Origin of the sequence: Saccharopolyspora sp. NPDC050642 (assembly GCF_040654735.1) — a bacterium.
Taxonomy (GTDB): domain Bacteria; phylum Actinomycetota; class Actinomycetes; order Mycobacteriales; family Pseudonocardiaceae; genus Saccharopolyspora; species Saccharopolyspora elongata.
In genome coordinates, this window is sequence record NZ_JBFAIN010000020.1 from 104,438 (window position 1) to 117,519 (window position 13,082).

The 13,082-nt window shown below is 70.2% G+C and carries 16 protein-coding genes; 14 read left to right on the forward strand and 2 right to left on the reverse strand.

Translation table 11 applies throughout. The features are described from left to right. The first annotated feature begins 81 nt into the window (after positions 1–81). The 11 genes from AB0H93_RS27250 to AB0H93_RS27300 all read left to right on the forward strand — a co-directional run bounded on the left by AB0H93_RS27250 (position 82) and on the right by AB0H93_RS27300 (position 10,136). Positions 82–753, forward strand: coding sequence for a hypothetical protein (locus AB0H93_RS27250; RefSeq protein ID WP_358576128.1), 672 nt, complete (start codon positions 82–84; stop codon positions 751–753). Beyond that, on the forward strand, positions 753–1,172 hold the full coding sequence (locus AB0H93_RS27255; protein WP_358576130.1) for a hypothetical protein: 420 nt from the start codon (positions 753–755) through the stop codon (positions 1,170–1,172). The genes AB0H93_RS27250 and AB0H93_RS27255 overlap by 1 nt, the downstream gene beginning before the upstream one ends. Next, positions 1,165–1,599, forward strand: a complete 435-nt coding sequence (locus tag AB0H93_RS27260) for a hypothetical protein (RefSeq protein WP_358576132.1) — start codon at positions 1,165–1,167, stop codon at positions 1,597–1,599. Before AB0H93_RS27255 ends, AB0H93_RS27260 begins: the two co-directional genes overlap by 8 nt. A gap of 64 nt (positions 1,600–1,663) precedes the next feature. Further along, entirely contained in the window at positions 1,664–2,026 is a 363-nt protein-coding gene (locus AB0H93_RS27265; protein WP_358576133.1) for a hypothetical protein, read from the forward strand. A gap of 97 nt (positions 2,027–2,123) precedes the next feature. Continuing rightward, positions 2,124–3,410, forward strand: coding sequence for a glutamate-1-semialdehyde 2,1-aminomutase (gene hemL, locus AB0H93_RS27270; RefSeq protein ID WP_358576173.1), 1,287 nt, complete (start codon positions 2,124–2,126; stop codon positions 3,408–3,410). After that, entirely contained in the window at positions 3,407–4,042 is a 636-nt protein-coding gene (locus tag AB0H93_RS27275) for a histidine phosphatase family protein (RefSeq protein WP_358576135.1), read from the forward strand. Before hemL ends, AB0H93_RS27275 begins: the two co-directional genes overlap by 4 nt. Then, on the forward strand, positions 4,039–4,635 hold the full coding sequence (locus AB0H93_RS27280; RefSeq protein ID WP_358576137.1) for a TlpA disulfide reductase family protein: 597 nt from the start codon (positions 4,039–4,041) through the stop codon (positions 4,633–4,635). Before AB0H93_RS27275 ends, AB0H93_RS27280 begins: the two co-directional genes overlap by 4 nt. 266 nt (positions 4,636–4,901) lie before the next feature. Then, positions 4,902–5,684: a cytochrome c biogenesis CcdA family protein gene (locus AB0H93_RS27285; RefSeq protein WP_358576138.1), complete on the forward strand. Its 783-nt coding sequence runs from the start codon at positions 4,902–4,904 to the stop codon at positions 5,682–5,684. After that, positions 5,684–7,306, forward strand: coding sequence for a cytochrome c biogenesis protein ResB (locus AB0H93_RS27290; protein WP_358576139.1), 1,623 nt, complete (start codon positions 5,684–5,686; stop codon positions 7,304–7,306). Before AB0H93_RS27285 ends, AB0H93_RS27290 begins: the two co-directional genes overlap by 1 nt. Beyond that, on the forward strand, positions 7,306–8,304 hold the full coding sequence (gene ccsB, locus AB0H93_RS27295; RefSeq protein ID WP_358576141.1) for a c-type cytochrome biogenesis protein CcsB: 999 nt from the start codon (positions 7,306–7,308) through the stop codon (positions 8,302–8,304). Before AB0H93_RS27290 ends, ccsB begins: the two co-directional genes overlap by 1 nt. Before the next feature lie 236 nt (positions 8,305–8,540). Next, entirely contained in the window at positions 8,541–10,136 is a 1,596-nt protein-coding gene (locus tag AB0H93_RS27300; protein WP_358576142.1) for an AAA family ATPase, read from the forward strand. Between the two features lie 43 nt (positions 10,137–10,179). Here the strand turns inward: AB0H93_RS27300 and AB0H93_RS27305 are convergent, their stop codons facing one another. Both AB0H93_RS27305 and AB0H93_RS27310 read right to left on the reverse strand, forming a co-directional pair. After that, positions 10,180–10,371, reverse strand: a complete 192-nt coding sequence (locus AB0H93_RS27305; RefSeq protein WP_358576143.1) for a hypothetical protein — start codon at positions 10,369–10,371, stop codon at positions 10,180–10,182. 220 nt (positions 10,372–10,591) lie between these two features. Continuing rightward, the gene (locus tag AB0H93_RS27310; protein WP_093269525.1) at positions 10,592–10,816 is read right to left on the reverse strand and encodes a BldC family transcriptional regulator; all 225 of its coding nucleotides are present in this window, start codon (positions 10,814–10,816) and stop codon (positions 10,592–10,594) included. A 196-nt stretch (positions 10,817–11,012) separates the two neighbouring features. Between AB0H93_RS27310 and AB0H93_RS27315 the strand changes: the two genes are divergently transcribed. The 3 genes from AB0H93_RS27315 to AB0H93_RS27325 are packed head-to-tail and all read left to right on the forward strand — an operon-like array spanning position 11,013 to position 13,016. Next, entirely contained in the window at positions 11,013–11,315 is a 303-nt protein-coding gene (locus AB0H93_RS27315) for a DUF4229 domain-containing protein (RefSeq protein WP_358576145.1), read from the forward strand. Next, positions 11,312–12,415, forward strand: coding sequence for a PLP-dependent cysteine synthase family protein (locus AB0H93_RS27320; protein WP_358576146.1), 1,104 nt, complete (start codon positions 11,312–11,314; stop codon positions 12,413–12,415). Before AB0H93_RS27315 ends, AB0H93_RS27320 begins: the two co-directional genes overlap by 4 nt. 34 nt (positions 12,416–12,449) lie before the next feature. Beyond that, a complete protein-coding gene (locus AB0H93_RS27325; protein ID WP_358576147.1) occupies positions 12,450–13,016 on the forward strand; it encodes a DUF3558 family protein in 567 nt (188 codons plus the stop codon). Positions 13,017–13,082 lie beyond the last annotated feature (66 nt).

A 13,082-nucleotide genomic window follows, 5' to 3' on the forward strand; every position in this document is an offset into this window, starting at 1 on the left:
ACTACATCAAGCTGATGGCAGGCAGGTGAGTTTGACCAACCAAGTGGACAGCAGGTCTGCCCTGTTCATACTGTTTGCCGCGTGACTCCACCGCAAAATCCTTGGCAACAAGGTGGGTACCCGCACGGCGGGACTCCCTCCGGCGGTTTTCCGCAGCAATACCCGCAGGGCGGGTTTTCGCAGTACCCGCAGTCGAATCCGTTCGCGGCGCCGCCAGTGCCGGCGCAGGAGCTGGCGGCGTTCCAGCGGCCCATCACCGTCGAGATCGCGTTCTGGATCGCGGTCGTCGTGCCGCTGGTCGCCACGGTCCTCTCCGTGCTGAGCTACCTGATGCTGCAGGGCTTCGTGAACGACTCCATCGCCGGCACCACCGGTGACTCGGACATCGACCGGCAGCTCGCGTCCATCGCCAACGGCTTCCTGCTGTTCTTCTTCGTGGTCCTCACGATCATCTACCTGATCCTGACCGGGCTGTGGATCCTCTTCGGCTTCAAGATGCGGGCCGGGAAGAACTGGGCGCGGATCACGCTCACGGTCCTCGCCGGCATCTGGATGCTGGTCGGCGTCATCAGCCTGATCCAGGGCGGCAGCATGACGATGACCGGCGACCTGGACGAGCGGCAGCTGCCCGGCTCGTTCTTCGCGTTGTCCTACAGCCAGACCGGGCTCGGCCTGGTGGGGATGCTCGTGTTCACCGCGCTGGTCTACCTGAAGCCGTCGAACTGGTACTTCAAGGCGGCGAGCCGGTTCTGATGGATTCGCCGCGACCACTGCGCCTCGCCATCGTCCTGTGGTGGGTGGTGGCGCTCGTCCTGGCGTTGCAGTCCGCGCTGATGTGGGTCGGGCGCGGCGACCTGGCGGGGCGGTTGATCGCGCAGGACCAGGCCACGCCTGCGGACGCGGCCGACCGCGCGCAGCAGTTGCTCCTGGTGAACACCGGAATCGCAGCGGTGCTGGTGGCGGCCTACCTGGTGCTGGGGGCGTTGATGTTCGGGCGGCGCGCGTGGGCTCGCGGCGTGCTGTCGGGGTTCGCGGTCGTGCACCTGCTGATGCTGTTGGGCACCGGGGCGGTGTTCAGCGTGAACGTGATCGTGCTGATCCTCGGCGCGGCCGCCGCGGTGCTCATGTGGCGGCGCCCGAGCACGGACTGGCTGACGGGTGAGCATGACTGAACCGGTGCTGTACTCGGAGCGCGGCAGCAGTTGGTGGCCGGTGCTGTGGGGGCCGGCGTTCGCGCTGCTCGGACTCGGTGTCGAAGCGTTGACGCCGGGCCCGGTGAACGCGCCGCTCTGGGGGCTGGTCGGCGGTGGGCTCGCGGTGGCCGCCGCGATCTGGGTGTACGGCCGCCGCCGGCTCGTCTCGGTGCGGCTGACGCCCGCGCAGCTGGTGCTGGGACGGGAAGAACTCGAGGTCGGCCGCATCGCGGCGGTCACCGACGTGGGCGCGCCGGTGGGGGCGCGGGTGCTCGGCGGGAGCTGGACGGTCCCGAAGGGAACCGGCGAGGTCCCGCTCCGGCTCGAACCCGACGAGGTGGTCCTGGCCTGGGCGAAGGACCCCGAAGCGCTGTCGTCGGCGCTCGCCCGGCTCGTGGAGCAGTGACCGCGCGTCGCCGGTAGGCCGCTGGTTTGCGGCGTGCACGGTCGGTCATGAGACGCTTCTTCGCGTGACGACTCCCGAACCGTGGCCAGCCTCCGGGCCGCGACTCAGCGACGACGACGTCGAGCACGCCGATGCGCCGACCGGCTCGGCCGGGCTGAACCAGCCCTGGAGGGCCGCCGTGGCCGGGATCGAGCTGGTTGTGGCGGTGGGACTAGTGCTCGCCGCCTGGTGGTCGTGGCGGCAGGGGACGGTGACGATCTACCTGCCGGGGCCGGCGGGCGCCGTCGACGTCGTCACCAGGTCGATCGGGAGCTGGCTGGCCGCCGCGGTCGGCGCCGCGACCCTGACCGGGCTGCTGCTGCTCGACGCGATCCGCCAGCTGGTGCTGGCGTTGCGGGCCCGCCGCCGGGAGTCGAACGGGGTGTGACCGGTCACTTCGCCGCGCCTGTCAGACTGGTGACGTGACAGCTTCTGCGAACCCCGCATCGAATTCGAACGACGATCCGGCTCCGCGGTCGCGGCAGCTGTTCGAGCGCGCCCTCGCGGTGACCCCGGGCGGCGTCAACTCGCCGGTCCGGGCGTTCCACTCGGTCGGCGGCACGCCCCGCTTCATGGTCCGCGGCGAAGGCGCCTACCTGTGGGACGCCGACGGCAACCGGTACGTGGACCTGGTGTCCTCCTGGGGCCCGATGATCAACGGCCACGCGCATCCCGACGTGGTCCGTGCCGTGCAGGAAGCCGCTTCGCACGGCCTTTCCTTCGGCACCCCGGGCGCCGGTGAGATCGACCTCGCGCAGGAGATCATCGACCGCGTCGAGCCGGTCGAGCAGGTCCGGCTGGTCAACTCGGGCACCGAGGCGACGATGAGCGCCGTGCGGCTGGCCCGCGGGTTCACCGGCCGCCAGAAGATCGTCAAGTTCGCCGGCTGCTACCACGGCCACGTCGACGCGCTGCTGGCCAGCGCCGGCTCCGGGGTCGCCACGCTGGGGCTGCCGACCTCGCCGGGCGTCACCGGTGCGCAGGCGGCGGACACCATCGTGCTGCCGTACAACGACCTCGACGCCGTGCGGCAGGTCTTCGCCGAGCAGGGCGACGAGATCGCTTGCGTGATCACCGAGGCCGCGGCGGGCAACATGGGCGCGGTCGCGCCGCTGCCCGGTTTCAACGCCGGGCTGCGGGAGATCACCAGCGCCGCCGGGGCGCTGCTGATCATGGACGAGGTCATGACCGGTTTCCGGGTCTCCGCGGCCGGCTGGTTCGGCGTCGACGGCGTCGCCGGCGATCTCTACACGTTCGGGAAGGTGATGTCCGGCGGGCTGCCCGCGGCCGCCTTCGGCGGTCGCGCCGAGATCATGGCCCGCCTCGCCCCGTCCGGGCCGGTCTACCAGGCGGGCACGCTGTCCGGGAACCCCGTCGCCGTCGCTGCCGGGCTGGCAAACCTGCGCGCCGCCGACGCCAAGGTCTACGCGGCGCTGGACCGCAACAGCAAGCGGCTCGGCGACCTGTTCGGCGCGGCGCTGACCGCCGAGGGTGTGCCGCACCAGGTCGCCTTCGCGGCGAACATGGTCAGCGTCTTCTTCAGCGAGACGCCGGTGCACAACTACGAGCAGGCGCAGGCCCAGCAGGTCTGGCGGTTCCCGCCGTTCTTCCACGAACTGCTCAGGCGCGGCGTCTACGCGCCGCCGAGCGCGTTCGAATCCTGGTTCGTCAACGCGGCGATGGACGAAGCGGCATTCGAAGTGATCGCCGAAGCGCTGCCGCACGCGGCCCGCGCCGCAGCCGCGGCCATCGCCCCGGGGGCGGACGCATGACCGGCGAGAAGACGGTGGTGCACTTCCTGCGCCACGGCGAGGTGCACAACCCCGACGGCGTCCTCTACGGGCGGCTGCCGGGGTACCGGCTGTCGGACCGGGGAGAGCAGCAGGCGAAGGTCGTCGCGGAGTTCCTGGCCGGGCGCGACGTCGCCCACGTCGTCGCTTCGCCGCTGCAGCGCGCGCAGCAGACGGCCATGCCGATCGGCACGACGTTCCAGCTCGACGTGGCGACCGACGCCCGGCTCATCGAAGCCGACAACCGCTTCGAAGGCCTGAAGGTCTCGGTCGGCGACGGTGCGCTGCGGTCGCCGAAGCACTGGCCGAAGCTCTGGAACCCGCTGCGGCCGTCGTGGGGCGAGCCGTACCTCGAGATCGCGCACCGCATGCTGGGCGCAGCGCACCGGGCCCGGTCGGCGGCGGCCGGCCGCGAGGCGGTGTGCGTTTCGCACCAGCTGCCGATCTGGACGCTGCGCCGGTTCCTCGAGGGCAAGCCGATGTGGCACGACCCGCGGCGGCGGCAGTGCTCGCTGGCGTCGCTGACCAGCCTGGTGTTCCGCGGCGAGGAACTGGTGCGGATCGCCTACGTCGAACCGGCCGGTGAGACCGATCCGAAGGTGACAGGGGCATGAAACGACTGTTGGTGCGGTTCGGGCTGGTCGCGGCGGCGTTGGCGCTGGTCGCTGGATGTGCGACGCAGGGCGACGACGCGGTGTCGCAGGGCGGCGGCGGTGAGTTCACCTTCGTCTCGCCCGGCGGGCAGACCCGCATCTTCTACCCGCCGGAGCAGCGCGGCCGGGTCAGCGGGATGTCCGGTGACAGCCTCCTGGAACCGGGCAAGCAGATCGGGCTGGACGACTTCAAGGACCAGGTCGTGGTCCTGAACATCTGGGGCTCGTGGTGCGGGCCGTGCCGGTCGGAGGCCGACGACCTGCAGGCGGTGCAGGACAAGACCGCCGCCCAGGGCGTCCAGGTGCTCGGCATCAACGTGCGGGACAGCCAGTCGGCCGCCGCGGACTTCCACCGCGACCGGGGCCTGACCTACCCGTCGATCTTCGATCCGGCGGGCCGCACGCTGCTGGCGCTGCGGCAGTTCCCGCGCAGCACCGTGCCGGCCACGATCGTGCTCGACCGGCAGCACCGGGTCGCGGCGGTCTTCCTGACCGAGATGCTGGAGAGCGAACTGCTCCCCGAGGTGCAGAAGGTCGCCGCCGAACCGCGCTGAGCCGCGTTCCGCGTAGGGATGCCGGTGGTGTGGGCGCCGTTTTCGCGCGAAAACGGCGGGCCGAGCGCTGAAGCACGTGCCGGGGCCTGGTGGTGATGCTCGCCTCACGGCGGTTCGGAAGGGGCTGGTGGTGGTCCTGAAAACGCGGGACTTTAGGCCCTGGTGAGCCAGCTTCGTGCCTGCGCAATGCGTTCACCAGGAAAGATGTGGGCCGGTTCACCGAGCCCGGTGGTAGATCGCCCTCTTGACTTTCCTACCCTCGAGGTGTGAACCCCACCGAGCTCGCCGCGACCGGACCGCTGCTGTTCGCGGCGGCGATCGCAGCGCTCGCCGGGGCGATCAGCTTCGCCTCGCCCTGCGTGGTGCCGCTGGTGCCCGGATACCTGGCCTACTTGGCCGGTGTCGTCGGCGCCGACGCTCCGCCGGTGAACGTCGCGGAAGCCGAACAGAGCCGCCGCGGGCGTTGGCGGGTTGCCGGAGCGGCCCTGCTCTTCGTGGCCGGGTTCACCGTGGTGTTCGCGTCCGGGACGTTGTTGCTGCTCGGACTGTCCGACGCGCTGCTGGCGAACGAATTGCTGCTGCAGCGGATCGGCGGCGTGGTCACGATCGCGATGGGCCTCGTGTTCGTCGGGTTGGTGCCCGCGCTCCAGCGCGACCTGCGCATCCACCGGGTGCCCAGGGCCGGGATCTGGGGCGCGCCGCTGCTGGGCGCCGTGTTCGGCCTGGGCTGGACCCCGTGCCTCGGGCCGACGCTGGCGGGCGTGACCTCCATCGCCATCGCCACCGACGCGACCACCGGCACCGCGGTCCGAGGAGTCCTGCTGGTCGCCGCGTACTGCTTGGGTCTGGGGATGCCGTTCGTGCTGCTCGCGCTGGGTGCCCGGTGGGCCATCCGGAGCACCGGGTGGTTGCGCCGCCGGGCCCGGGCCATCCAGATCGCGGGCGGTGTGTTGCTGATCGTGGTGGGCCTCCTGCTCGTCACCGGTTTGTGGGGAGAGCTGATCGCAGTGCTGCGTGAGCCGATCGCCGGTTTCGAAACGCTGATCTGATGCCCGGATTCCTCAAGAGCACCCTGGCGTTCCTGCGCAACACGTGGCGCGGGCTGACCTCGATGCGCACCGCGCTGGTGCTGCTGTTCCTGCTCGCGCTCGCCTCGTTGCCCGGCGCGCTGATCCCGCAGCGCTCGCTCAACCAGTCCGAAGTGGACCGCTACTTCGGTGATTACCCGACGCTGGCGCCGATCCTGGACAAGCTCGGCGCGTTCGAGGTGTTCAGCTCCGTCTGGTTCGCCTCCATCTACGTGCTGCTGTTCATCTCGCTGATCGGCTGCCTGCTGCCGCGCTGCTGGGAGTACTACAAGCAGTGGCGCAGCAAGCCGGTCCGGACGCCGCGCAACCTCGCCCGGATGCCGCACTACGAGAAGGCCACCCTCGACGCCTCGGTCGACGAGGTCATGACCTCCGCCCGCAAGCGGCTGCGCCGCTGGCGCATGGTCGAGCGCGAGGAGGCCGACGGCGGGCGGTCCATCAGCGCCGAGCGCGGCTTCCTGCGCGAGATCGGCAACCTCGTCTTCCACTTCGCCCTGGTGGGCATGCTCATCAGCGTCGCGGGCGGCAAGCTGTACGGCTACGAAGGCCAGGTCATCGTGGTGGCCAACGGCTCCGAGTTCTGCAACGCCGGCACCTACAACTACGACTCCTTCCGCGCCGGGCTCACCGTCGACGGCACCCAGCTCAACCCGTTCTGCGTGCGCGTCAACGACTTCGACGTGCAGTACCTCCCGTCCGGGCAGGTCGAGAGCTTCCGCGTGGACATGCAGTACCAGGTCGATGACGACCTCGACACCAACACCTGGCAGCCGTACCTGCTGCAGGTCAACCACCCGCTGCGCATCGCGGGCGACCGCGTCTACCTGACCGGCAACGGGTACGCCCCGCAGTTCACGGTGACGTTCCCCGACGGCCAGCAGCGCACCGGGATCATCCAGTGGCAGCCGGTTTCCGTGCAGACGATGCTCTCGCAGGGCGCCACCAAGTTCGACCCGCCGGGCGTGCAGGACGACGTGCAGCGACGCCAGAAGCAGCTCGCGATCACCGGCCTGTTCGCGCCTACCGCCACCTTCGACGGCAAGGTGCTGAGCTCCGGCTTCCCGGAGCTGCTGGACCCGACCGTCGCCGTGGACGTGCTGCGCGGCGACCTCGGCCTCGACTCCGGTCGTGGCCAGTCGATCTTCGGCGTCGACCAGTCCATGGTGGATCAGGGCAGGCTCGAGCGGGTCGCCCGAGAGAACCTGCGCCTCGGCGAGGACATCACCCTCGACGACGGCACCAAGGTCCGCTTCGACGCGGTCAAGCGCTGGGCCAACCTGCAGGTCTCGCACGACCCGTTCCAGCCGTGGGTGCTCGGCTTCGCCATCGCGATCATCTTCGGCATCGGCACCTCGCTGACCATCAAGCGTCGCCGCGTGTGGGTCCGCGTCGTGCCGAACCCGGAACCGGACGAACCCGGTTCCGCGCGTACCGTTGTCGAAATCGGCGGACTCGCCCGCACCGACCAGGCCGGTTATGGCGAGGAGTTCACCAGGCTGGCCGCCGAGCTCCTCGGCACGGGCGTCGACCACTCGCCGGAGTCACGCGCGGTCGCTGGGCCCGCGCGCGAAAGGAAGAGCTGATGCCGGTCAATCAGACGCTGTCGACCTACAGCGACATGGCGTACGCCACATCCGTGGTCGTCTACATCGCCGCGATGCTGCTGTACTTCGCGGAGTTCGCCTACGGCAGGACCGGGGCGGGCGCCCGAAAGAAGGAGTCGGCCCTGGTCAACGCCGGTGGTGGGGCTACCGCGACGCCGACGATCGGGCACGTGGAGACCCCGGCGAAGCGCCCGCTGAGCGAGCGGCTCGGCGGCATGGCCGTCGCCATGACCGTGCTCGGCGCGTTGGTCCACGCGGCCTCCCTCCTGCTTCGCGGTTTCGCCACCGGCCGGGTGCCGTGGGGCAACATGTACGAGTTCGGCTCGGCGATCTGCCTGGCGGCGGTGGTCGCCTGGGTCATCGTGCTGTTCCGGCAGATGCGCGCGGAGCGGCGCGAAGCCACCCCGACGCAGCTGCGTGGGCTCGGCGGTTTCCTGATGCTGCCGGTCATCCTGCTGCTGTTCCTGTCCGGCACCGTGCTCTACGCCCAGGCCGCGCCGCTGCAGCCGGCGCTGCAGTCGTACTGGATCGTGATCCACGTCGCGGCGGCGATCGTCTCCAGCGGCGTGCTGCTCTTCGCCGGTGTGGCCAGCGTCCTGTACCTGCTGCGGTCCCGGTACGAGAACAACCCGCTGAAGCTGGCCAAGTTCGGCCCCCGGCTGCCGACCAGCCAGGCGCTGGACCGGATGGCCTACCGCGCCACGGTGATCATCTTCCCGGTCTGGACGTTCGCGATCGTCGCGGGCGCGATCTGGGCCGAGGCCGCCTGGGGCCGGTTCTGGGGCTGGGACCCGAAGGAGACCTGCTCGTTCATCGCGTGGGTCGTCTACGCCGCGTACCTGCACGCCCGGGCCACGGCCGGTTGGCGGGGCGTCCGGTCGGCGTGGATCAACATCCTGGGTCTGGCCGTCATGATCTTCAACCTGTTCTTCATCAACATCGTCGTCGCGGGGCTTCACTCGTACGCTGGACTGTGAGCCGGTGATCCGCCCCGACCGGGGCGGGGACGAAAACCGGCCGCTGCGACCGCAATTCCCGGAACACCGCCCGCCACCTGCACAAGCCAGGTTCGGCGGGCGGTGATCGTTTGCGGAGCCGACCGGACACCCCCGGTGACTTGTGGGTATATCTGGGACTACCGTGCCTTGCGGAGACGGGGAGATCTCGATTCGGTCCGGCAGGGCGCGACTCGATTGTTGGAGGGACGGCAACGGTGACCGGACAGTACGAAGAGCCCGAAGCGCGGCGCGAGACGGGCACCGCCGCGACGCAGGCCGACGGTGCGATCGCCGAGCCGCAATCCACGGGCAGCGGGAACGGAGCGGCGACGGAGGGGCAGTACGCCGACCCGGAGACCTCGCCGGGACAACCGCATCCCGCCGAACACCCGACGCCGTCGTACGTCGATCCGTCGCAGGCCGAGCAACCCCGCCAGTACGCGGTCGGCGACGCCCCGCAGCCGTACTACCCGGGCGGTGCGCCGGGCGGCGCCACAGCGCAGCCGCAGTACGCCGACCCGAGCCAGTCCGGCCCGCAGCAGTTCCCGGCGAGCCCGCAGTACGGCGACCCGACGGTTTCCGGCCCGCACCACCAGCCGAACGCCTCGGGTCCGCACCAGGTGCCAGGAGGGCAGTCGGGTCCCTACCCGGTTTCCGGCGGACCTTCCGGACCCTTCCCGCCGGTTTCGGGTGGAGCGTCCGGGCCGTATCCGCCAGTTTCTGGAGGACCGTCCGGGCCGTACCAGCCGGTGTCCGGTGGGCCGTCCGGCCCGTACCCGCAGCAGAACCAGCAGGGCGGGTCGCAACCGGGCCCGCAGCAGTCGTATTCGTCATACCCCCAGGCTGCCCAGCCCGCGGGCGGCGGGGATCAGCCGTTCGGCCAGGACCTCTCGTCCGCTCAGCTGCTCCGGCCGACCAAACGGTCACCCCAGTCGGGTTGGCGCAAGGCCGTCTACGTGGCCAGCGGCAAGACCGTGAACTTCGGCGAGGGCCCGGCCGACCGGCGGCGGCGCGAGCTGATCGCCCGGATCAACCAGCCGCTGCAAGGCTGCTACAAGATCGCGATGCTGAGCCTCAAGGGCGGCGTGGGCAAGACCACCACCACCGCCACGCTCGGCTCCACCTTCTCCTCGCTGCGCGGCGACCGGGTGATCGCCGTCGACGCGAACCCGGACCGCGGCACGCTGAGCCAGAAGATCCCGCTGGAGACCACCGCGACCGTGCGGCACCTGCTCCGCGATGCGCACCGGATCCGCAAGTACAGCGACGTCCGCTCGTACACCTCGCAGGGGCCGAGCAGGCTGGAAATCCTCGCCAGCGAACAGGATCCAGCCGTTTCCGAGGCGTTCAGCGAGGACGACTACCGGCGCACCGTCACGTTGCTGGAGCACTTCTACAACGTGGTGCTGACCGACTGCGGCACCGGCCTGATGCACTCCGCTATGAAGGGCGTGCTGGACATGGCCGACTCGCTGGTCATCGTGTCGTCCAGCTCGATCGACGGGGCGCGCAGCGCCTCGGCCACATTGGACTGGCTGGACGCGCACGGGTACGGCGATCTGGTGGCCCGGTCCGTCGCCGTGATCAACTCGGTTCGCCCGGGGTCCGGCAAGGTCGACGTGGACAAGCTGGCCGCGCACTTCGGGGCGCGCTGCCGCGCGGTTTCGAAGATCCCGTTCGATCCGCACCTGGAAGAGGGTGCGGAGGTGGAGCTGGACCAGCTCGAGATGCCCACCCGGATGGCGCTGCTGGAGCTGGCGGCGATCGTGGCCGACGACTTCCCGCAGGCTTCCGGCCGCAACCGGGGCTGACGGCCGGTCGGGGTGGGCGCCGCCGCCCGCCCCGACGCCGTGCTCAGTCGTCTTCGCTGCGGCGCTGCTTGCGCTGCTGCTCGCTGATCCGGCGCAGGAAATCGGGATCGTCGTCCGGTGCGATCGGCGCCTGCCGGGGCCGCCGTCGGGCCTCCCCGGTCGCCTGGGGGCCGAAGGCCTTCCACATCAGCACGGCGATGGTGAGCGCACCGATCGCTGCCAGAACGTAGATCATCGTGGCCACCTCCAACTGTTCCGCCTCGAGATTAGCCAATCCCGGGCGTGGTTGTCGTCGTCGCAGGTGGTGTCATCGCAGACGGATCCAGGTGGCGCCTCGCTGAGGGGCGAGGCGCCACCTGGATCGGCGGTCGCTGGGACCGCCGGCGATCTTCAGGTCCTCGGTGGCGGGGCGCTGGCCGACGGCCGAGGCGTCGGCTCGGCGCACCGATCGCCGCTCAGACCGACCGGTTGACGTCGTTGGTCAGCTCGGCCAGCAGGGTGCGGACCTCGGACTCCCGGAAGCGGCGGTGGCCGCCGGGGGTGCGGATGGAACCGATCCGGCCGGCGGTCGCCCACCGGGTCACGGTCTTGGGATCGACCCGGAAGAGCGCAGCGACCTCACCGGGGGTGAGGAGCTGCTCCTGACCGTTCTGGCGAGGCTGCTGGGTCGTCGCGGTCACAGGTGACCTCCACGTTGCGAGTAGTGGGTTTTCGGGCATTCCGGTCGCATCCTGGCACCTCGATGGTCAGGTACTCGAACATTTGGGTTTAGGTAAAGGGAAGGTAAGGGACGAAAACGGCGCTTCGGGCGCCCGCGGCGGCGCGGCCGGAAGGTGCCCGGCCGGGCACGGCTCGTCTTGCTCTACCCTGGATGACGTGCAGGAACAGCAGAAAGCCCCAACCTCGGACCAGGGCGCGCAGCCGAACCTCACGCGCGACATCACGCTCTACACCCTTGCCAGGCTGGGACTGGTGGCCGCAGTCACTGCGCTGCTGGTCCTTGTGCACGTTCCCGTGCTGGTCGCGCTCGCGGTGGCCGTCGTGGTGGCGATGCCGTTGTCGCTGCTCGTCTTCGGCGGCCTGCGTCGCAAGGTCGCGGCCGGGATGGCCGAACGCGGGGCGCGCCGCGCCGAACTGCGCGCCCAGCTGCGCGGCGAGCGAACCGCGGACGTGCAGTGATCGACAACTCCGACATCGACCGCTCCTGCGCTCGAACCCGCGGCTGGACAAGCGAAGCCGTGCGGATCATCGAGGCCGACGCGAACCGCAGCGCGGACACCCACCTGCTGCGTTTTCCGCTGCCCGCGGAGTGGGGCATCGATCTTTACCTCAAGGACGAGTCAACACATCCGACTGGTTCGCTCAAGCACCGGCTGGCCCGATCGCTGTTCCTGTACGCGATCTGCAACGGATGGGTGACTGAGAACACACCGGTGATCGAGGCTTCGTCGGGATCCACGGCGGTGTCCGAGGCCTACTTCGCGCGCCTGCTCGGGCTGCCGTTCATCGCGGTGATGCCCAGATCCACCAGCCGGGAGAAGGTGTCGCTCATCGAGTGGCACGGCGGTCGCTGCCACTTCGTGGACGAGCCGGGCGCGATCTACGACGAGTCCCGCCGGCTGGCCGCCGAGCTCGACGGCCACTTCATGGACCAGTTCACGCACGCCGAGCGGGCCACCGACTGGCGCGGCAACAACAACATCGCCGAATCGATCTTCGAGCAGCTCGCGCTCGAACCGCACGCCGAGCCGGCGTGGGTGGTGGTCGGTGCGGGCACCGGCGGCACCAGCGCGACGATCGGGCGCTACCTGCGCTACCGCCTGCACAACACGAGGCTGGCCGTCGTGGATCCGGGGAACTCCGTGTTCTTCGACGCCTGGCGGGACGGCGACCCGAACCGCACCAGCGACTCCGGTTCGCTGATCGAAGGCATCGGGCGGCCGCGGGTGGAGCCCTCGTTCGTCGGCCAGGCGATCGACCGGATGATCAAGGTGCCGGACGCGGCGTCGATCGCCACGATCCGCTGGGTCGAGAAGTTGCTGGGGCGGCGCGTGGGCGGCTCCACCGGAACCAACCTGTGGGGCGTCTTCGTCCTGGTTTCGGAGCTGATCCAGCAGGGGCGCAGCGGCAGCATCGTGACGCTGCTCTGCGACGGCGGCGAGCGCTACACGCACACCTACTACGACGACGCCTGGGTCGCCGAGCGCGGCCTGGACCTGACCGCGCCGACCGCGGTGCTGGACCGCTTCCACGCCACCGGCGAGTTCCGGGCAGACTGAACGCGGGAGCCCGCGCAGGAAGGTTGGTGTGTCGGTGAGGCGTTGGGGTTGGCTGTCCGCGGTCGCGTTGCTCGGCGTGGTGGCCGGTTGCACGTCGGGAGAGCAGGCACCGCCGACCTCCGCACCGCCGACGCCGACCACTTCGGCCGAGGAGTCCGCGACGGAATCCGCGAGCCCGTCGATCACCCGGAAAGTGCCGCCGGAACAGCAGAAACGGCTCGCCGATCTGCCCGCCGACCAGCTCTGCGGCCTGGTCGAGCGGGAGGAGCTGAGCGCCCTGGCGTTTCCGGTGGAACGCGGGGAGTTCCGGGAGATCGGCTTCGATCCGCCCGTGCGCGGCTGCAGCTTCCAGGCCAGTTCGGGCGGGCGTTCCGTGCTGATCGGCGCCCAGCCTGAGGGCTTCGCGACGCTCGGCCGCGACGAGGTCCAGCTGGGTTCCGTTCGCGGCACCCGGATCATGCGTGCGAGCGACTGCACCGTGTTCGCCGGCGTGGCGGGCGCGACGCTGCAGGTCTCGGTGACGGCCGGCGAAGCGAGTACTGACCAGTGCGAGAAGGCCGAGCTCGTCGCGGAGTACGTGCTCGCGGCCGTCGTGGTGTGACCGGTTCCCCGAGTCTCTAGCCGATGCGGTTGAAGCAAACGGCCTGTCCACCTCGTCTATCGAGGC

Coding starts and splice junctions, on each gene's coding strand:
- AB0H93_RS27255 (WP_358576130.1), top strand. CDS start 753: ATGGATTCGCCGCGACCACTGCGCCTCGCCATCGTCCTGTGGTGGGTG.
- AB0H93_RS27260 (WP_358576132.1), top strand. CDS start 1,165: ATGACTGAACCGGTGCTGTACTCGGAGCGCGGCAGCAGTTGGTGGCCG.
- AB0H93_RS27275 (WP_358576135.1), top strand. CDS start 3,407: ATGACCGGCGAGAAGACGGTGGTGCACTTCCTGCGCCACGGCGAGGTG.
- AB0H93_RS27280 (WP_358576137.1), top strand. CDS start 4,039: ATGAAACGACTGTTGGTGCGGTTCGGGCTGGTCGCGGCGGCGTTGGCG.
- AB0H93_RS27290 (WP_358576139.1), top strand. CDS start 5,684: ATGCCCGGATTCCTCAAGAGCACCCTGGCGTTCCTGCGCAACACGTGG.
- ccsB (WP_358576141.1), top strand. CDS start 7,306: ATGCCGGTCAATCAGACGCTGTCGACCTACAGCGACATGGCGTACGCC.
- AB0H93_RS27305 (WP_358576143.1), bottom strand. CDS start 10,371: ATGATCTACGTTCTGGCAGCGATCGGTGCGCTCACCATCGCCGTGCTG.